Annotated in this window: 20 protein-coding genes; 8 read left to right on the top strand and 12 right to left on the bottom strand. The window is 70.7% G+C overall.

Annotated elements, in window-relative coordinates; genetic code table 11:
- Positions 1-206: 206 nt before the first annotated feature.
- Both ACFWHU_RS33390 and ACFWHU_RS33395 read right to left on the bottom strand, forming a co-directional pair.
- Positions 207-764 (bottom strand): dihydrofolate reductase family protein, encoded by a 558-nt coding sequence (locus tag ACFWHU_RS33390; protein ID WP_385802224.1) that lies wholly within the window; start codon positions 762-764, stop codon positions 207-209.
- Positions 765-1,014: 250 nt separating this feature from the next.
- Positions 1,015-2,700 carry a discoidin domain-containing protein gene (locus ACFWHU_RS33395; RefSeq protein WP_387229591.1) on the bottom strand — a complete coding sequence of 562 codons (1,686 nt, stop codon included), beginning with the start codon at positions 2,698-2,700 and terminating at the stop codon, positions 1,015-1,017.
- A 323-nt stretch (positions 2,701-3,023) separates the two neighbouring features.
- Here ACFWHU_RS33395 and ACFWHU_RS33400 point away from each other — a divergent pair, with 323 nt between their 5' ends.
- A complete protein-coding gene (locus tag ACFWHU_RS33400) occupies positions 3,024-3,422 on the top strand; it encodes a hypothetical protein (protein ID WP_387229593.1) in 399 nt (132 codons plus the stop codon).
- A gap of 6 nt (positions 3,423-3,428) precedes the next feature.
- On the opposite strand, the gene ACFWHU_RS33405 is transcribed toward ACFWHU_RS33400, so the two are convergent.
- The 4 genes from ACFWHU_RS33405 to ACFWHU_RS33420 all read right to left on the bottom strand — a co-directional run bounded on the left by ACFWHU_RS33405 (position 3,429) and on the right by ACFWHU_RS33420 (position 5,461).
- A complete protein-coding gene (locus ACFWHU_RS33405; protein WP_385802219.1) occupies positions 3,429-3,710 on the bottom strand; it encodes a hypothetical protein in 282 nt (93 codons plus the stop codon).
- A gap of 77 nt (positions 3,711-3,787) precedes the next feature.
- Positions 3,788-3,916, bottom strand: coding sequence for a hypothetical protein (locus tag ACFWHU_RS33410; RefSeq protein WP_385802217.1), 129 nt, complete (start codon positions 3,914-3,916; stop codon positions 3,788-3,790).
- A gap of 216 nt (positions 3,917-4,132) precedes the next feature.
- A complete protein-coding gene (locus ACFWHU_RS33415) occupies positions 4,133-4,504 on the bottom strand; it encodes a hypothetical protein (RefSeq protein WP_385802215.1) in 372 nt (123 codons plus the stop codon).
- A gap of 84 nt (positions 4,505-4,588) precedes the next feature.
- Positions 4,589-5,461: an SDR family oxidoreductase gene (locus ACFWHU_RS33420; RefSeq protein WP_387229596.1), complete on the bottom strand. Its 873-nt coding sequence runs from the start codon at positions 5,459-5,461 to the stop codon at positions 4,589-4,591.
- Between the two features lie 478 nt (positions 5,462-5,939).
- Here ACFWHU_RS33420 and fusA point away from each other — a divergent pair, with 478 nt between their 5' ends.
- Positions 5,940-8,108, top strand: coding sequence for an elongation factor G (gene fusA / locus ACFWHU_RS33425; protein WP_387229598.1), 2,169 nt, complete (start codon positions 5,940-5,942; stop codon positions 8,106-8,108).
- A gap of 111 nt (positions 8,109-8,219) precedes the next feature.
- Here fusA and ACFWHU_RS33430 read toward each other — a convergent pair whose 3' ends face one another.
- The 4 genes from ACFWHU_RS33430 to ACFWHU_RS33445 form a co-directional block, all read right to left on the bottom strand.
- Positions 8,220-9,806 (bottom strand): AbgT family transporter, encoded by a 1,587-nt coding sequence (locus ACFWHU_RS33430; RefSeq protein ID WP_385802211.1) that lies wholly within the window; start codon positions 9,804-9,806, stop codon positions 8,220-8,222.
- A gap of 28 nt (positions 9,807-9,834) precedes the next feature.
- Positions 9,835-10,845 (bottom strand): alpha/beta hydrolase family esterase, encoded by a 1,011-nt coding sequence (locus ACFWHU_RS33435; RefSeq protein ID WP_385802209.1) that lies wholly within the window; start codon positions 10,843-10,845, stop codon positions 9,835-9,837.
- Between the two features lie 176 nt (positions 10,846-11,021).
- Positions 11,022-11,822 (bottom strand): creatininase family protein, encoded by an 801-nt coding sequence (locus tag ACFWHU_RS33440; RefSeq protein WP_385802207.1) that lies wholly within the window; start codon positions 11,820-11,822, stop codon positions 11,022-11,024.
- A complete protein-coding gene (locus ACFWHU_RS33445; RefSeq protein ID WP_385802205.1) occupies positions 11,819-12,562 on the bottom strand; it encodes a FadR/GntR family transcriptional regulator in 744 nt (247 codons plus the stop codon). Before ACFWHU_RS33445 ends, ACFWHU_RS33440 begins: the two co-directional genes overlap by 4 nt.
- A gap of 123 nt (positions 12,563-12,685) precedes the next feature.
- Here ACFWHU_RS33445 and ACFWHU_RS33450 point away from each other — a divergent pair, with 123 nt between their 5' ends.
- Together ACFWHU_RS33450 and ACFWHU_RS33455 are read left to right on the top strand one after the other, a co-directional pair.
- Positions 12,686-12,988: a hypothetical protein gene (locus ACFWHU_RS33450; protein ID WP_385802203.1), complete on the top strand. Its 303-nt coding sequence runs from the start codon at positions 12,686-12,688 to the stop codon at positions 12,986-12,988.
- The gene (locus ACFWHU_RS33455; RefSeq protein ID WP_385802201.1) at positions 12,985-13,371 is read left to right on the top strand and encodes a fic family toxin-antitoxin system, toxin component; all 387 of its coding nucleotides are present in this window, start codon (positions 12,985-12,987) and stop codon (positions 13,369-13,371) included. The genes ACFWHU_RS33450 and ACFWHU_RS33455 overlap by 4 nt, the downstream gene beginning before the upstream one ends.
- A 115-nt stretch (positions 13,372-13,486) precedes the next feature.
- Here ACFWHU_RS33455 and ACFWHU_RS33460 read toward each other — a convergent pair whose 3' ends face one another.
- Complete coding sequence (locus ACFWHU_RS33460; RefSeq protein ID WP_385802199.1) at positions 13,487-13,972, bottom strand: hemerythrin domain-containing protein; 486 nt, start codon at positions 13,970-13,972, stop codon at positions 13,487-13,489.
- Between the two features lie 270 nt (positions 13,973-14,242).
- On the opposite strand from ACFWHU_RS33460, the gene ACFWHU_RS33465 reads away from it, so the two are divergent.
- The 4 genes from ACFWHU_RS33465 to ACFWHU_RS33480 all read left to right on the top strand — a co-directional run bounded on the left by ACFWHU_RS33465 (position 14,243) and on the right by ACFWHU_RS33480 (position 16,819).
- Entirely contained in the window at positions 14,243-14,710 is a 468-nt protein-coding gene (locus tag ACFWHU_RS33465) for a DUF5709 domain-containing protein (protein ID WP_385802197.1), read from the top strand.
- Positions 14,711-14,733: 23 nt separating this feature from the next.
- On the top strand, positions 14,734-15,402 hold the full coding sequence (locus ACFWHU_RS33470; protein ID WP_387229602.1) for a DNA polymerase ligase N-terminal domain-containing protein: 669 nt from the start codon (positions 14,734-14,736) through the stop codon (positions 15,400-15,402).
- The gene (locus ACFWHU_RS33475) at positions 15,395-15,757 is read left to right on the top strand and encodes an MmcQ/YjbR family DNA-binding protein (protein WP_385802194.1); all 363 of its coding nucleotides are present in this window, start codon (positions 15,395-15,397) and stop codon (positions 15,755-15,757) included. Before ACFWHU_RS33470 ends, ACFWHU_RS33475 begins: the two co-directional genes overlap by 8 nt.
- 117 nt (positions 15,758-15,874) lie before the next feature.
- Complete coding sequence (locus tag ACFWHU_RS33480; protein WP_387229604.1) at positions 15,875-16,819, top strand: alpha/beta fold hydrolase; 945 nt, start codon at positions 15,875-15,877, stop codon at positions 16,817-16,819.
- Positions 16,820-16,843: 24 nt separating this feature from the next.
- On the opposite strand, the gene ACFWHU_RS33485 is transcribed toward ACFWHU_RS33480, so the two are convergent.
- Positions 16,844-17,332, bottom strand: coding sequence for a beta-class carbonic anhydrase (locus tag ACFWHU_RS33485; RefSeq protein ID WP_387229606.1), 489 nt, complete (start codon positions 17,330-17,332; stop codon positions 16,844-16,846).
- Between the last annotated feature and the right edge of the window lie 131 nt (positions 17,333-17,463).

A 17,463-nucleotide genomic window follows, 5' to 3' on the forward strand; every position in this document is an offset into this window, starting at 1 on the left:
GGGAGACAACGCGGAGCGTTGGCGACCGACGACAACGCGGCGGGCGTGCGTGCCAGGGACCGCGAGCCCGGCAAGATCCAAACGACAGGCCCTAGGGGGTATCGGGAGCGCGGCGAGCAGACAAGGGCTGCTTCCATCCCTCGACCCGCGCGGCGATGCGCGGGGCGAGGGATCGCGTTCGCCGGCCCGCGGAAGAGCGGTGCGGCTCAGCGGGTCCGGTAGCGCGCGTAGATCAGTCCGCTGTCGAAGGCACGCTGCTCGACCAGCTCCAGATCGAGGCGCACGCCGTCGGGGAAGAACCGCTTGCCGCCGCCGACCACGCTCGTGGTGATGAACAGGTGGTACTCGTCCACCAGGCCGGCCGCGATCGCCTGGGCCGCGAGGTTCGGGCCGTCGACGGTGAGGTCGTGATCAGCCTCGGCCTTCAGTTTGCGCACCGCGTCCGCGTCGAAGGTCCGCTCGATCCTGGTCTTCGCGCTGGACACCGAATCGAGCGTCGTGGAGTACACGACCTTCTCCGCGGCCTGCCAGTCGCGGGCGTACTGGAGGATGTGCGGCGGCTGGTCGGGCTCGGTGTGCGCGGTCTCCCAGTAGACCATCGTCTCGTACATCCGTCGGCCGTAGAGATACGTGCCGACGGGGCGGAACAGGTCGTTGACGAAGGTATGCACCTCCTGGTCCTCGGCCCCGGTTCCGAGGTCGCCCTCCGCCGCCTCGGCGTAGCCGTCGAGCGAGGTGATCATCGAGTAGATGAGCTTTGCCATGCGTCTCCTTCGGGTACGAGCGCGTCGGTCCGCCGCGGTCCTGAAGACTGTGACCCCCGCACCACCCGAAACTCATCGATCGACCGGCCGGCCGTTTGCGTCAACCGTCGGATCCCGGACGATGCGCACCTCCGCGGTTGAGGGTCAATGGGTGGGATGGACCGTTTCACAGCGCTTCACCGCACGAGCCCCGCGCGCGGACGGGCCCGAACCCGGGGTCCTCCCCGGGTCCGGGCCCGCCGACGGAGCCTCAGTCCGCGTAGACGCTCAGTCCGGACAACTGACCCGCCGGCCAGCCGGTGTTGCCGGTGATCTGCACCCGTACGTACCGGACGGACGCCGCCGAGGCGAAGGTGACCGTCACCGTGTTGGCGCTCGACGGGTCGAAGACACGGGCGGCCGGGGCGCTCAGCGTGGTGAAGCTGGTCGCGTTCGTCGAACCGAGGACGGACAGCGTCTGGCTGCGGGTGGCCCAGGCGGGGTTCGGCGGCAGCGACAGGACGACCCGCCGCACCGGCAGGGCGGAACCGAGGTCGACCTGGATCCACTGCGGGAACGAGTTGTTGGCGCTCTCCCAGTAGCTGTTGCCGTCACCGTCCACGGCGTTGCCGGGCCCGTAGTTCTGTGTCTGGCTGCTCGCGCTCGCCGCCTTGCGCAGTGCGAGGTCGCCCGTCGGCGGGTTGGGGCCACCGCCACCCACGACCGGCGGTGTGGGACGGGTCGCGGTCAGCGCCAACTCGCCTTTCAGCATCCGCCCGCCGTCGCCCGTGAGCCGCAGGTAGTAGTCCGCCGAGCAGGCCGTGCCGTCCTCGTCCAGGGCCCTGATCCCGGACCCCACCGGGACCTGCGCGGCGGTCTCCGCGGTCTTGGCGATCTGGTTGCCCTCGTTGAACTCGTCGAACATCGAGATGTAGATGCCCTGAACGCCGATCCGGCACATGTTGTAGAACTGCCGCCACATGAAGTCGCCGTGCGCGCGGTGGCCCGACTGGAGGTCGCCGGGCAGGACGCACGGCTGGTAGTCGATCCCGTTGGCGTCGCAGTGCGCCTGGTCGGGCGTGTTGACGTTGGCGTAGAAGTTGTCGGCGCCCGCGATGTCCCCGATCCGGCCGACCATCCACGGCGAGAGCATGTCGAAGGCGTGGTACACGTCCAGATATCCGGGCCGTGAGTCCTCGATACCGCGCCGCCAGTGCGTGGGCACCCCGCCCATCACGTAACAGCCATCCGCCTTGAACCAGTTGACGACGTCGAGGCAGACGGCCGCCGACCAGGTCTTGTTGGGCTCGTTGAAGCCGAAGCCCCAGATGCCCACCACCGGCTTGCCGTTCTGCCGGGCGTAGGCGGGGGACGCGGTGAGCGCCTTCATCTTGGCGAGCCAGTCCGCCTTCATCTCCGGCTGCATGTTCGTCCACGCGGTGGCGTCGTACATGACGTAGAACTTGCGTCCGTACTTCTCGGCGGAGCTGCGCACCTTGACCGCCATGTCGTCGCGGGTCGCGCCCTCGCCGCCGTTGGGGTTGAAGCGCTGGAGTGCGGCGGTGTCGATGCCGGACTGCCGCATCCAGGAGAAGTGCGTGTCGACGGTCTGCTGGTCGTAGGAGGAGAACAGCGCGGCCGGCTGCCCGTTGCCGAGAGCGGGGTAGGCCGTCCGGTAGGTGTGGGTGTAGTCGCTCAGGTCGGGCCAGCTCACGATCGCCGTGTTACTGGGGGACGGTGACTGGCCCCAGTTCTGCGACCAGTGCCACCAGCCGTTGATCGGCGCGCCGTCGCCGGAGCAGGCGAACCAGCCCTGGTAGCCGACGGTGATCTTGCCGACGACGTCTCCGGGTGGGGAGGCCGCCGCCTGTGCGGTACCGGTCTGGGCGGCCAGGCCTGCCGCCGCTCCGGCACCGGCTATCGCGGACGCGATGACGGTACGTCTGGAAAGGGCCACGGGGTTCCTCGCAATCGGCTCTGCGTGTGGAGGTGCGGGGAAGTGCGGCATGCGGCGGCATGCGGGGTGCGGAAAGCGGTGCGCGGCGTACGCGTCCCGGCGCGCGCTGCGGCCCTCCACAACGTAGGGACATGACAGTCCACCGGCAAGACAGAAGACTGGAATTTTCCGACCGTTCCGCGTCATCAATCGAAGCATGAAGCGAAATTCCCACTCAGACTCCGCTTGGGGCCGACTAGGTCGAACAGATCGGCGAACAGGGCGAGTTCGGCGAGGCGCCGGCTCCGGAAACCGCCGGCGCCCCGAGCACGTCTTTCTCGTACATGACGGCCAAGCGCTTGCTCCCGACGTTGGCATCCGCGCTCGGCGCGGCCCGGAAGACCGCGGTCGTCGCGCCCGCCGCGGTGCTCGTGTCGTACGGCGACGCGTATCTCGTCCGCGCGAGCACAGGAATGACGGGGTGGCTGTTCGGCGCCGAGTTCTGGCTCGTCGCGTTGGTGCTCGCGGCGATACCCGTCCTCGGGTGGACCGAAGGTGACGAGAGCTGGGTGCGGGTATTCGTTCTGGGTGCCCTCGTCACCGGCGCGGTCGCCGGGCCGCTACTGCTCTTCCACGGCGTCCTCGCCGCCCTGGCGGCCGTGCCCGCCGTCGCCGTGCTCGGAGTGTCGGGGCTCTGTCTCGCCGGTACGTACGGCTACGGGGTCAGCGACCGCGGCGCCTGAGGGGGCTCAGGCCCACTGTCGTGGAAGTGGCGGACGCGATCGGTCGTGCCGACGCCGAAGTTCCTCCAACGCGACCCGGTGGCGGTGCAACTGACGGAACGACAGCAACGTGAGCACGGGGAAGGCGAGCACGCCGGCCATGCTGGTCAGCAGTGCCTGCTCGCCGGGGTGTCCCGCCAACAGGGCGGAGACGAGGCACGCGACGGCCAGCACGGACATGCCCGCGTAAGCCCATCGCACCCAGGTCAGCATTCCTGCCTGTTCCTCGGTCAACGGATAGGTGGTCATTCGCCTCGCCTACCCCAAAATGGCGCCGCTACCCCGTCACGGCCCCCCTCACACTCGCCGGCCCCGGCCGATTCAGGTCACCGGCCGCCGGGCGCGCGCTCCACGACGTGGTCGACCAGACCGTACACACGGGCTTCCCCGGCGCCGAACTCGCGCTGCGGGTGCGCTTTCCAGGCGGCGTGGACGAACGCCGGATCGCGTCCCATGTGCGGTCGGCCTCACCGCGGGTATGGGGCAGTTCCTGGTGTCGGCCGGCGCACCGGGCCTCCCGTCGAGCCGAACGATTCGGGAACCGGGCACTTCCCCGTACTCCTTCGACACCGCTCGACACCTCTACAGCTCAGACCAAATGACGTTCCCTCAGCCTGTCAGGTATCGGCGCCCGTCGCACCGGAGGCACCGTCATTCCCCGGCGCCCCCGGTCATACGACCTCGCCAGCGCACGCACCGTGGGCGCCGCACGCGTAGCAGGTGTACCGCATGCAGCCGGTGCACAGCCCGATGTTCTCCAGCCGGTAGGTGTCCCGGCAGCCCTCGCACTCGGTCCGTTCGCGCAGCATGGCCTCCCAGCCGTTTCTGCCGCCGATGAAGTCGTACGAGGCGGCGACGTACTCCGACCACCCGATGTCGTGGTCGGCCCAGCGCCGGCCGTACCAGGAGTACAGCGCGAAGAAGGCCTTGCCGGTCACCAGGTGGTCGCTGCCGCGGCCGTCGCGTATCCACTCCTCGACCAGCACGCCGACGCGCTCCTCAAGTGGCGGTCCGGGGCCGAGAACGACGCGGTTGTTCCTCATCGCAGAATTATGCGTTCGGGCATGGCCTCCTCGACAGACACGAAATCAGCCTGCCGGGGCCGACCCGTAACACTCCCGAACCGGTCAGCGGACGACGTCGGCGAGCCCGGTCGCGGGGCGGCCCGTCAGCCGGGTGACACCGTCGCTGACCCCGTCCAGTTCGCCCGCCGCGACGGCGGTGTAGGTGGAGACCCAGGCGTCGAGCTGCCAGTCGGGGGCGCCGTACGAGGCGCGGGAGCGGTAGGCCTCCTCGACGGTTTCCGGCCGGTAGGTGATCGTTCGGCCGGTGGCCGTGGTCAGGACGGCAGCGATCTCGTCGAACGTCAAAGCCTGCGGACCGGTCAAGTCGTAGGTGGCGCCCACGTGTTCGGGGGCGTGGGCCAGGACGGTGGCGGTGGCGTCGGCGATGTCGTCCTGGGCGACGACGGCGGCGCGCCCCTGGCCCGCCGGGCCACGGATGACGCCGTCCTCACCGACGAGACCGGGCGTGAAGTCGGCGTACAGGTTGTCGCGGAGGAAGGTGAACGGTACGCCGCTGGCGCGGATGTGCTGTTCGGTGTGCCAGTGGTCGCGGGCGAGCGTGAACGTGGCATCGGGCGCGGCTCCGTAGAAGGAGATGTACACGAGGTGGCCGACACCGGCCTCGGCGGCGGCGTCGACGAACGCGCGGTGCTGGCCCACCCGGTCGACCGTCTCGGATGCGGACACCATCAGCACACGGTCGACACCCCGGCCGGTACCCGTCAGCGCGCGGACGATGTCGTCACAGTCGCCGTACGCGCCGGGGACGGCGGTGGCGCCCGGCAGTCGCGGGGCGCGGGCCGGGTCACGGGCGACCAGCGTCTGCGCGATGCCGGCGGCGGCCAGCAGGCGGGCCACACGCCCGCCGAGACTGCCGGTGGATCCCGTGACGGCGAAGGTGGTGTCCGGTGGGAGGTCGGGCGGGAGGGACGACATGGTGCTCCTGTCGTGGGTGCGGGCGTTCGATCCGTACCCCGCAGGCATACCAGCCGTCGGGCGGTCCGCGTGGAAACCGTTGGAGGCGTGCCCGGCGCGGTGGTGCGACGAGGACGGTCGGCCGCCGGAGAAAACCCCGTGCCCCCGCCGCGTACCTCTCGTAGACTCGCCACGAACTCGCGCGCCGCACACCGTCGCCGCGCGCGCACCGTGACCAGTGAGGGGAGACCTGCCGTGCGCTACCGCACCGCTGTTGTCGTTCCCCCGGCACGGTACGAGGTGATCCTGGTGTCTCGCGGCGCCCGGCTCCGGCTGCGCGGCCGGTACCGGATGTCCGTGACGAACGTCTGATTTCCCGTCAACCCGCAGTGCCGGCACTCTCGTTGGGCTTCGCCCACGAGGGCTGTCACGCCGCGTCGGGGGCTTCGTCCGGCAATCGCGTCGACCTTTTCCATGGATCACCCGAAAGGCTCGGGCCGTGCGTACCGACGTGCACCGTCAACCCACCACTCCGCTCGCCAACCAGCTCCGCAACCCGCTCGACACCGTCCGGAACCTGGGCATCCTCGCCCATGTCGACGCCGGCAAGACCACCGTGACCGAGCGGATCCTCTACCTCACCGGTACCACCCACAAGCGTGGCGAGGTCCACGACGGCACGACCGTCACGGACTTCGACCCGCAGGAGCGCGACCGTGGCATCACCATCTTCGCAGCGGCCGTGAGCTGTGCCTGGGACGGTCACCGGATCAACCTCATCGACACCCCGGGCCATGTCGACTTCGCCGACGAGGTGGAGCGTTCGCTGCGCGTCCTCGACGGCGCGATCGCCGTGTTCGACGCGGTCGCGGGGGTCGAGCCGCAGAGCGAGTCGGTGTGGCGGCAGGCGGACCGGCACGGGGTGCCCCGGATCGCGTTCGTCAACAAGCTGGACCGCGCCGGGGCCGATCTCGACGCGGCCGTCGAGTCGATCCGTGAGCGGCTGCATCCGGCGCCGCTGGTGGTGCAGTTGCCGATCGGTACGGAGGACGGTTTCACCGGCGTGGTGGATCTGCTCCGGATGCGCTCGCTCGTCTGGTCCGGCGGTGACACGGACTCCTACGAGGAGGGCCCGGTGCCCGACTCGCTGGTGGCGGAGGCGCTGCGGCGCCGCGGGCTGCTGGAGGAGGCGGTCGCGGAGCTGCATCCGCTCGCGCTGGAGGAGTTCTGCGCGGAGTCGACGCTCTCCGCGCGGACGCTGGTCCGCGCGCTGCGGGACCTGACCCGTACCGGCGAGGGTGTCGTGGTGCTGTGCGGTTCGGCGTACCGCAACCGGGGGATCGAGCCGCTGCTGGAGGCCGTTGTCGCCTATCTGCCGTCGCCGCTGGACGTACCTGCTGTGCGCGGCACGCGCGGCGGCGCGGTCGAGGAGCGGTCCGCCGATCCGGCGGGCCCGTTCGCGGCGCTGGTGTTCAAGGTCAACTCGACCTCCACGGGTCGGCTGACGTTTCTGCGGGTCTATTCGGGAACGGTCGGAAAGGGAGAGGCGGTGCTGGACGTGGGTACGCGGCGTACCGAGCGCGTCAGCCGGATCCTGCGGGTCCAGGCCGACCGCCACGCGGAGGTGGACCGGGCGGTGGCCGGGGACATCGTCGCGGTGGTCGGGGTGAAGGCCGCCCGCGCGGGTGCCACCCTGTGCGTACCGACGGCTCCGCTGGTACTCGAACCGCCGGCGGTCGCCGATCCGGTGGTCTCCGTCGCGGTCGAGGCACGCAGCCGCACCGATGTCGACCGGCTGGTGTCGGCGCTGGCACGGCTGGTCGAGGAGGATCCCTCGCTGGTGGTCCGTACCGATTCCGAGACCGGTCAGACGGTGCTGTCGGGGATGGGTGAGCTGCATCTGGAGGTCGCGGTGGAGAAGATCCGCCGCGCCCACGGACTGGAGATCGGTGTCGGCAGGCCGAGGGTGGCCTATCGGGAGACCGTCGCGCGCGGGGTGTCGGGGCTGGTGTACCGGCACGTCAAGCAGGACGGCGGGGCCGGGCAGTTCGCCCATGTCGTCATCGACACCGAGCCGTTGGAGGCGGCGGAGCCGGAACCCGGTGGGAACACCGACGTCGCAGCCGATGCCCGTGACCGCGAGACCGGCTTCGCGTTCCGGTCGACCGTCGTCGGCGGACGCGTGCCGCAGGAGTACGTCCGGGCGGTCGAGGCCGGCTGCCGGGACGCGCTCGCCGAGGGACCGCTGGGCGGTCATCCGGTGACCGGGGTGCGGGTCACCCTGACCGACGGGGCCACCCACTCCAAGGACTCGTCGGAGATGGCGTTCCGTACCGCCGGGCGGCTCGCGCTCCGCGAGGCGCTGCGGGCCGGTTCGATGGTGCTGCTGGAACCGGTGGTCGAGGTCACCGTGACCGTCCCCGACGAAGCCGTCGGCGGGGTGCTCGGTGATCTGGCGGCCCGGCGCGGCCGGGTCTCGGGGTCGACCGCCCGTGCCGGTACGACGGTGGTCACCGCGACCGTGCCGCTGGCCGAACTCTTCGGTTACGCGACGCGGTTGCGCAGCCGGACGCAGGGCCGGGGCACCTTCACGGCCCGTCCGACCGGCTACGCCCCGGCGCCGGGATCGGTGACGGGCTCGGTGACGGGCTCCGCGACGAACACGTAGCCGAGCACGTGGCTCAGCACGTGGCCGGGGGACGCCGCCGACTTCGGCGCCGTCCCCCGGTGGCCCCGCCCGTGTGTACGCGGGCGGGGCCACCCCTTGTCCCGTGCGCGGTCAGCGCACCGGCGCGCCCGGCCCCAGCGGAATGCCGAGCGCCCACCACGCCAGGAACAGCAGCGTCCAGGCGACGGTCATCGTGACGGCGAGCGGCAGCGTGTACGACGCGAGCGTGCCGATGCCCGCGCTCTTGCGGTACCGCTGGAGGAAGCCGAGCGCCATCAGGAAGTACGGGCTCATCGGTGTGATGGCGGTGGAGCCCGAGTCCGCGATCCGGAACAGCGCCTGTGTGGTCTCCGCCGGCACGCTCACCAGCATGAGCATCGGGACGAGTACGGGCGCGGCCAGCGCCCACATCGCCGAGCCGCTGGTGACCATCACGTTCACCAGCGTCAGCAGGAGCAGGATCATCAGGAAGACGACGACGATCGGCAGCCCGCTGGACTGGAGTGCCTCGGCCGCCCTGACCGCGAGCACGTCACCGATGCCGGTCCAGTCGAAGTACGCCAGGAACTGGGCTATCGCGAAGAAGAGCACCAGCACGGGCGCCATCTGTTTGATGCCCTCGCCCATCAGCCTCGGGACGTCGGCGGCCTTCTTGATGGACCCGGAGCGCCTGCCGTAGACGATGCCCACCAGGCCGAAGAGGAAGGCGACGACGGCCGCGATGCCGTCCAGGAACGGCGACTCCACGATGCTGCCGCCCTCACCACGCAGTGGTGAGGAGACCGGCAGGAGCGCGGCGGTCAGGACGACGGCTGCGGCCAGCAGCGTGTACACGGCGCGGCGCAGCGCGGAGCGTTCCCGGTCGCTGAGCGTGAGCTGACCCAGGTCGTCCAGGTCGGCGTCCGGGTCGGCGTCCAGGTCGGGCCGCTTGCTGAGCACGTACTTGGTCACCAGCGTGATCACGACGGCGAGCAGGAACGAGGAGGCTATGTTGAAGAACCAGTTGCTCAGCGGGGAGACGTACGCGGTGTCACCGCCGACGATCTGCGCGGCGGCGGTGGTGATGCCCGCGAAGATGGCGTCGTTGGGTGTGGGCAGCGGACTGGCGTCATAGCCGGAGGCGATCGCGGTGTACGCGACGACGATGCCGAGGATCGGGGACTTGCCCACCGCGCGGAAGGCCAGACCGCCGAGCGGCACGAGGATGATGTAGGCGGCGGCGGAGGCGACGTGGGCGACGGTGCCCGCGAAGGCCACCGCGAACACGACCCACGACGCGGGGACGCGTGAGACACCGACCTTCATCAACGCGGCGAGGAATCCGCTGCGTTCGGCGACGGCGACACCCATGATGACGACGACGATGGTCGCCATCGGCGGGAACGTGGCGAAGTTCTCGATCATCGTCGAGACCGCCATGGCGAGTCCGTCGCCGCTGAGGAGGCTCTGTACGGCGACGGTCTTGTCGTCGGCCGGTGAGACCACGGAGACGTCCGCCGCCGCGAGTACGGCGCTGACGACGGCGAGTATCCCGGACAGGATCCAGAACAGCCAGAAGGGGTGCGGAAGTGCGTTGCCGGCGCGTTCGATGACGCCCATGGCGCGGATGATCAGCGGCAGTCGGGGCTCGGTGGGGGTCTTGCCCGAAGTGCCCGGTGTGCCGGGCGTGCCTGGTGGTGCGGGAGTCGGGGTACTCATGAGCGGATCTCCTTACTCGGTTCCTGCGTCAGCGGACGTTGGATCTCGGGGTCCGGTACTGGCGCAGGAACTTCCACATCACCTCGTGCGCCTCGATGGTCTCGGTGGCGTATCCCCCACCGCTGTAGCTGTCGGCGCCGGGCCAGGTGTGCCCGCCGTCGGTGACGGCGACGTGGCGCACCTCGGCGCCGTGGTCGCAGCGGCTGTGCCGGGTGATGGTGATGTCCGGCTCTATCGTGCTGGTCTTCGGCCGGGAGCGGCAGTCGTTGCGCTCCGCCCACGCGGTGGTCCAGTCGGGGATCGAGGGCAGTCCGCGGTCGGGGTCGCCCGCGTAGGGGATGGTGACGTCGCCCGTGCCGTGGAAGTCGATGACGGGGACGGGGCGCGAGGGGCGGCAGTTCTCGCCGGTCTCGGGGTAGAAGGCGCCCGCCACGGGGGCGATGGCGGCGATCCGGTCGGACATCCGGCAGGCGAGCAGGCCGGTGAAGCCGGCGCCGTTGGACTTGCCGGTGGCGTACACGCGCCGCTCGTCCACGCAGAGCGTGCGCCGCAACTCGTCGATGAGGTCGCCGGTGAAGGCGACGTCGTCCACTCCGGCCGCGGCGTACGGCGCGCCCTGCCAGGCCTGCCGGTCGCCGTCGCCGGTGCCGATCACGCCGTTGGGGTACGCCACGATCGCGGGCAGGTTGGACAGTCCGGAGAACTCCTCCGTACCGACGCCGGTGTTGCCCCGGCCGTGGAAGGCGAGTACGACGGGCCAGTCGTGGCGCGGGGTGTAGTCGGCGGGCAGGTGGAGTTGGTACGTACGGGAGAGTCCGCCGCTCGCGACGGTGCGCAGCTGGCTCGTGCCCGGCTGCTGGGGTGCGGCCTGCCGACAGCCGTCGGGAGACGCCGGGCGGGCGGCGGGAGCGGCGGCCGTCGCCGTGACGGGGGCCAGTGCCGAGCCGACGAGGGCGAGTCCGGCCGTGGCCACGGTGGTACGGAACAGGGCGCGGGCGCGGCGGTTGAGACGTCGGCCGCCGAACGGGGTCTGCTTCATTGCAGGCTCCTTCTGCCGTACGGCACAGGGGCTCGTACGGCTCACTGAGGGGACGGGGGTGCGAGGGCGCGCGGGACTACGGCGCGGGGTGCGGTGACGGGTGAGGGGCGTGCGCCGCGGATGTGCGGGCGCACGCGGGGAAGTGGTGGTGCGGGAGGGGGCCTTGAGGGCCCCGCTCAGGCGTCCAGCCACTCCTTGACGAAAGCGGCGATGCGGGACACGGCCGTGTCCACGATGGCCTGCCCGGCGGCGGCGGTCGCGCGGCGGGGGTCGCCGAGGACGCCGTTGGGGCTGAGCCGGTCGTAGCCCACCGTGAGCGCGGGGTGGCCGCGCCGGGAGAGCCGGGAGAGCGGATCGAGATCGGCGGTGGCCGTCGGTCCGGAGGTGAGCCGGTCGGTGTGGACGAGATGGGGCGCGAGGTGCAGCATCTGTGCCGTCTCGGCCTCACCGCTGTGTCCGTGCACTTCGCCGACGCGCATGTCCGCCACCGCGTCGGGCGCCAGTGTGGTGAGCGGCGTCCACGCGAACTGGAGGTCGGGGAGGGTGACGAGCAGGTCCTGCGCGACGGTACCCAGGGTGGCGTTGTTGCCACCATGGCCGGTCACGACGAGGATCTTCCGCCAGCCGTGCCGGTACAGGCTGTCGACGTACTCACGGACGACGGCGGCGAACGTCGTGGTGGTGAGCGTCACCGTGCCGGCGAACGCCAGGTGGTGCGGGGACACCCCGACTGGCAGGGACGGGCCGATCACCGCGCGACCGCCCAGTTCGGCGGCCACGAGGTCCGACACCGCCTCAGCGCGGAGGGTGTCGGTGGCCATGGGCATCCCCGGGCCGTGCTGCTCGAACGCGCCGGCCGGCAGGATCACCACCGGGCTCGACGTCACGGCGTCGGCCGCCTCGACCGTCGTCATCTCGGCGAGCCGCGTGGGCCGTTCGGACGGCGGGAGGTGCGGGAGGGGCTGTACGGAGCTCACTGCTGTGTGCCTTCCTGGAGCGTGGCCGGGGTGACCGGGGTGGCCGGGGCCGCCGAAGTGGCCGGGGAGTCGCGGTCGTCCTCCGCCGGGAAGTCGGCGGCGAGGACCGCCTCGCGGATCGCCACCAGATGCGTACGGGTCAGCCGCTCGGCCGCCGCCGCGTCACCGTCCCGTACCGCGTCGAGGATCTCCAGATGCTCGGTGTGGTCCCGGGCCCGGTCGTTGTAGCGGTGCCGGATCTCCACCTGGTCGTGGGCGCGGACCTGGAGCAGTGCCTCGACGGCCTCGCGGAGCAGGGTGTTGCCACTGGCCGCGGCGAGTGCCACATGGAAGTGCACCGAGCGTCGCAGGGACTCCTCCGGCGGATGCAGCGCGTTGGAGGCGGCCGACTCCAACTCCCGTACGGCTTCGGCCATCCGCACGTTCGCCGCCGCGGCGGCGACCGCCGGTTCGAGCACCAGCCGGGCCTCGACCAACTCCAGCACCGAGGCGCGGGTACTGCGCGGCAGATGCGGGTTGGCCATCAGCCGACGCCCGATACCCGGGCCCACGTACGTGCCGGAACCGTGCCGGAACTCCACCACACCGGTGGCCTCCAGCCTGCGCAGCGCCTCGCGCACCGTGGGTGTGGTGACGCCGAAGCGGCGGGCGAGGTCACGGGAGGACGCCAGCGCGTCCCCGTGACCGAGGCGTTCCGAACGGATGATCTCGACGATGTTGTCCGCCAGACGCTCGGACAACGACAACTCACTGCGACTCATAAAGTGAATAGATCACTTGATCTCTGACGGTGTCAATGGTCGCGACAGCATCAATCGGCCACGACCTGCGGTAGACGCGGTAGCAGTGGTAGCTTCGCCACCATGAGTGAATCCAAAGCCGCGGCCATGAGCCTGCGCTTTCCCGATCCCGGACAGCGGGCCGCGATCGTCGCCGCGGCCAAGGCCGCCGGCGTCAGCCTCCAGGAGTACATCCTGTCGGCGGCGTACGACCGGGCCACCGCCGTGGAGAACACGTTCCTCGAAGGCTTCAAGGCGTCGATGGCCCGCAGCGGCGACGCCTTCGACGCCGAGCCCAGCACCGTCGACCCCACCCCGGAGCAGCGCGCCGCCGACCGGCAGGCCCGTCAGGAGCTCGAACAGCACGGTCAGGGTCACGCCGCGTGAGTGCGAGCGAGCCCGAGCCGAAGATCGACGTGTCCTACCTGCTGCACGCCGCCGAGCTGCTGCCCCGCGACCCGCAGGTCGACGACTACGGCCCGCTGCACGCGGCCGTCGCCCGCGCCTACGCCCGCGCCATGGACCGGGACATCTACGGTTCCCCGCACCTCAAGGCGGCCGCGCTGCTCCAGACCCTGGCCCGGCTCCCCTGCCTGGAGCACTCCAACGAGGCGTTCGCCTGGCACTCCTGCGAGGCCTTCCTCCACCTGCACGGACACCGGCTGGACTACCCGGCGAAGGCCGCGGTCGCGCTCGTACGCGACGCCGCTTCGGGCGAGGCCGGCGTGGCCCGGATCGCGCGGCTCCTGCACGACTGGACCACCGGCTGAGCCCGAGGGGCGCCCGCGCCGTCCGCGTCGCCCGCGTCGGCCTCGTCGCCCGCGTGGCCCGCGTGGCCCGCATGGCCCGCATGGCCCGCATGGCCCGCGTGGCCCGCTCCGAGGGTCATCCGACCTGCTCGCGGACGCTCTCGACACTGCCGCAGTCCGCCGCCAGTTGCCTGGCCCGCTCCTCGGCGAAGGCCACAGCGAGTTCGGCACGGCGCTCGGCGCCGACGTTCTCGCGCGCGCCGTTGAGGATGGTCCGCTCCTCCTCGTCGAGGTGGTGGCTCACCGCTTCGACCAGACTTTCCAGCTTCTCGTCCCACTCGTCGGACCCGACCTCGGTCTCCAGCAGGTCGAGCAGCGCCTCGTTGCCCTCGTCGTGTTCCTCCTCGCCGTGCTCGACCTCGGCGTCGTCGATGTTCTTGAAACGCCGCAGGGCCGGGTAGACCTCCGTCTCCTCGGCACGGGCGTGGGCGATCAGCAGCCCCGCGAACTCGCGCAGCGCCGCGGCGCGGTCCGCCTCCACGCTGCGCATCCGGCGGAAGAGGTCCTCCATCGTCCGGTGGTCCTGGAGGATCAGTGCTACGACGTCGTGCTCGGTCTCCATGGGGCTCCCTCGGTCGGCTCGCTTTCCCATCGCTGCCCGCTCGTGTGCCCGCTCGCGCGCCCGCAATCCGCCGTCCCCCACCACCGAACCGCCCAGGGGACATATGGGGCGTATTCTGAAGATCTCTCGTAATGTTCCTGGCCGAGTCCCCGATTCTCCCCTCCAGGTTCACGAGGGCCGGGCCGGGCACCCGCAGGGGGCGGTCCCGGACGTCGCACGCGACGCTCCGGAAACGCGCACGCTGGAGCCCCTTCTGGAAAGGATCGAGTCATGGCCGACGAGTCACGAGGCGACGATGTGTACCAGCCCGAGAACTCGGACGTACAGAACGGCCCCTCCGACGATCTCGATCTGGAGAACGTGATAGACGAACGCGGGCTCGACGACATGATGACCGAGGGTTACTCCCCTCCCGAGCACCCTCTGGGCGTCAACAAGTACGGAGTCACCGACGAGGAGCAGCACGAGGGCGAGTCCTTGGACCAGCGGCTCGCCCAGGAAGCCCCGGACGTGCGACCGGAGCCGGGCGACGAGGTCGGTGACGTGCCCGACGGCGAGGGCGAGCCCATCGACGCGGAGGCCGGAGACGCGCGGGCGGGACGGCTGGAGGCGGTGGACGACATCGCGCCCCGCCGGCATTCGCACGTATCGGCCCGCGACGTCGGGATCGACGGGGGCGCCGCGTCGGCGGAGGAAGCCGCCATGCACGTCTCGCCGGACGAGGATGTCGCAGGCTAGGACCCAGCCGCCAAGGAGCCGACGTGGACGACCGAGGCAGTGACGGGGACCGCTTGGCGCGGTATCACCGCAAGCGCCGGTTCGACACCACCGACGAGCCGCGCGGCGAGAGCGCGGAGCCCGCCGACGAACCGTCGTTCGTCATCCAGATCCATGACGCCCGCCGTTTGCACTTCGACTTCCGGCTGGAGGTGGACGGTGTGCTCAAGTCCTGGGCGGTGCCCCGGGGCCCGTCCACCGACCCGGGTGACAAGCGTCTGGCGGTGCCCACCGAGGACCATCCGCTGGAGTACCGCGAGTACGAGGGTGTCATCGCCTCCGGCGAGTACGGCGCCGGCCCGGTCATCGTCTGGGACCAGGGCACCTACCGGCCGCTCGGCGGCGGCGACTTCGCCGCGGCACTGGACCGGGGCCATGCCTCGTTCCGCCTGGACGGCCGGAAGCTGCGCGGCGCCTACGCGCTCACCCGCTTCCGCGACGGCAGGGACGGCTCCGCCGAGGCGTGGCTGCTGGTGAAGAAGACCGGTCCCGGCAGCACCCACTCCGGGCCGGCCACACCCGACCCCAGGCGGGCCCGCTCCGCGCGCACCGGCCGGACACTGAGCGAGGTCGCACGGGGTACGCCGGAGCGGCCGATGCCGGATCATGGAAGCGGCAGCGCCCATCGATCCGAAGGCAACGACCATGCTTGACGCAGACCCCGACACCGGCCTCGACGCGGACGACGTCCGCCGTATCGCGCTGTCCCTGCCGCGCACCGTGGAGAGGGAACTCTGGAACATCCCCACCTTCCACGTCGAGGGAAGGATGTACGTGACGGTGCCCGACGACGGCACGTCGTTCGCGGTGCGCTGCCCCAAGTTCGAGCGCACGGAGCTGATCGCGGCGGAGCCCGAGAAGTTCTGGGTCCCGCCCCACGAGGCCAACTCCTCATGGGTACGGGCCCGGTTGAGCGCGCTGGAGGACGAGAAGGAGCTTTACGACATCCTGGTCGACTCCTGGAAGCAGGCCGCCCCCGCCGAACTCGCGGAGTCCTTCGAGCGCTGATCGGCCGTACCCGACCGATGAGTTCCGGGGCGTCCGCCGGTCTGAACCGAGGACAGGGAACCACCGCGATCGACGCCGAGCCGACGCCGAGGAACAGCAAGAGCACAGGAGCCCCGCATGATCCCCGATGACGCCGTGACCGACCGCACCACGACCGACCGGACCACGACCGACCACGCCGTACCCGACAGCGAGGTACCCCGCGGCGCCCCGCGGCTGGTCGAGGCCAACGGCGTACATCTGTGCGTCCAGACCTTCGGCAGCCCGACCGACCCGACGGTCCTGCTGATCGGCGGCGCGGGGAGTTCGATGGACGGCTGGGACGAAGGGTTCTGCGCGCGGCTCGCGGCCGGCCGGCGCCATGTCGTGCGCTACGACCAGCGGGACACCGGCCGGTCCGTCAACTCCCCCGCGGGCGCCCCGGACTACACCTTCTCCGCCCTGCTCGCGGACGCCGTCGGTCTGCTCGACGTCCTCGGCGTTGACCGGGCCCATGTGGTGGGCATCTCCATGGGAGGTGGCCTCGCGCAGTGCCTGGCCGTCGCGCACCGCGAGCGGGTAGCGACGCTCACGCTGGTCTCCACCAGCCCGGCGGGTCCCACCGAGTCGGAACTGCCGCCCCCGTCGGACGGCTTGCGTGCGGCGTTCGCCGATCCCACCCCCGAGCCGGAGTGGTCGGACCGCGCGGCGGTGATCGCGTACATGGTCGAGGGCGAGCGGCTCTTCGCCGGTTCGGCGCCGTTCGACGAGGCCGCGGTACGTGAGTCGTCGGGCCGGGTCTTCGACCGCACCACGGACATCGAGGCGGCCCTGAAGAACCACTGGGCGCTCACGGACGACGAGGAGCCTGTCACGGTCCGGCTGTCGGACGTGACCGCGCCCACCCTCGTCCTGCACGGCACCGAGGATCCGCTCTTCCCCCTCGACCACGCGCGGGCACTGGCCGAAGGGATCCCCGACGCCCGGCTGGTCGCCCTGGACGGGGTCGGTCATCAGCCACCGCCTGCCCGGGTGTGGGACACGGCGATTTTGGCCCTCCTCCACCACACGGACCGGAAATGAGAGCGAGTCACCTCACTCGTCGTCTCACTTCACTTCGTCGAGCTGCCCCGTCGCCACGTCGAAAATGAATCCACGGATCGCATCCTTGTGCGGAATGAACGGGCTGACGGTGATGCGGCGAATCGACTGATGTACGTCCTTCTCCAAGTTGCCGAATGCCTCGGCGGCCCACTCCGGTCGGATCCCCGTGTCCTTCTCGATGCCCCGTTTGAAATTGTCGTCGGTGAAGGTGAGCATCCCGCACTCGGTGTGGTGGATCAGGATGATCTCCCGTGTTTCCAGCAGCCGTTGGCTGATCGCCAGTGAGCGGATCGCGTCGTCGGTGACCGCTCCCCCGGCGTTGCGGATGACATGTGCCTCGCCGTCCCGCAGGCCGAGGATGCGGTAGATGTCCAGCCGCGCGTCCATGCAGGCGACGACGGCGAGGCCGCGGGACGGGGGCAGCGCCAGAGGTCCGGCGAACGACTCCGCGTAGACCGTGTTGTTGGCGAGGAATTCGTCTGTTACGGACACGACAGACCCACTTTCCGCGGTTGGGGCGAGGGAGCCACGGTAGAGGGCGGGAATTCGAACATAAAAGGCGACAGACCGCCTCGCCACAACCTCGCAATGATCCGGCAACAAACACCGTGTGTTGCCGGGTC

This window comes from Streptomyces sp. NPDC060366 (genome assembly GCF_042725135.1).
Classification (GTDB): domain Bacteria; phylum Actinomycetota; class Actinomycetes; order Streptomycetales; family Streptomycetaceae; genus Streptomyces.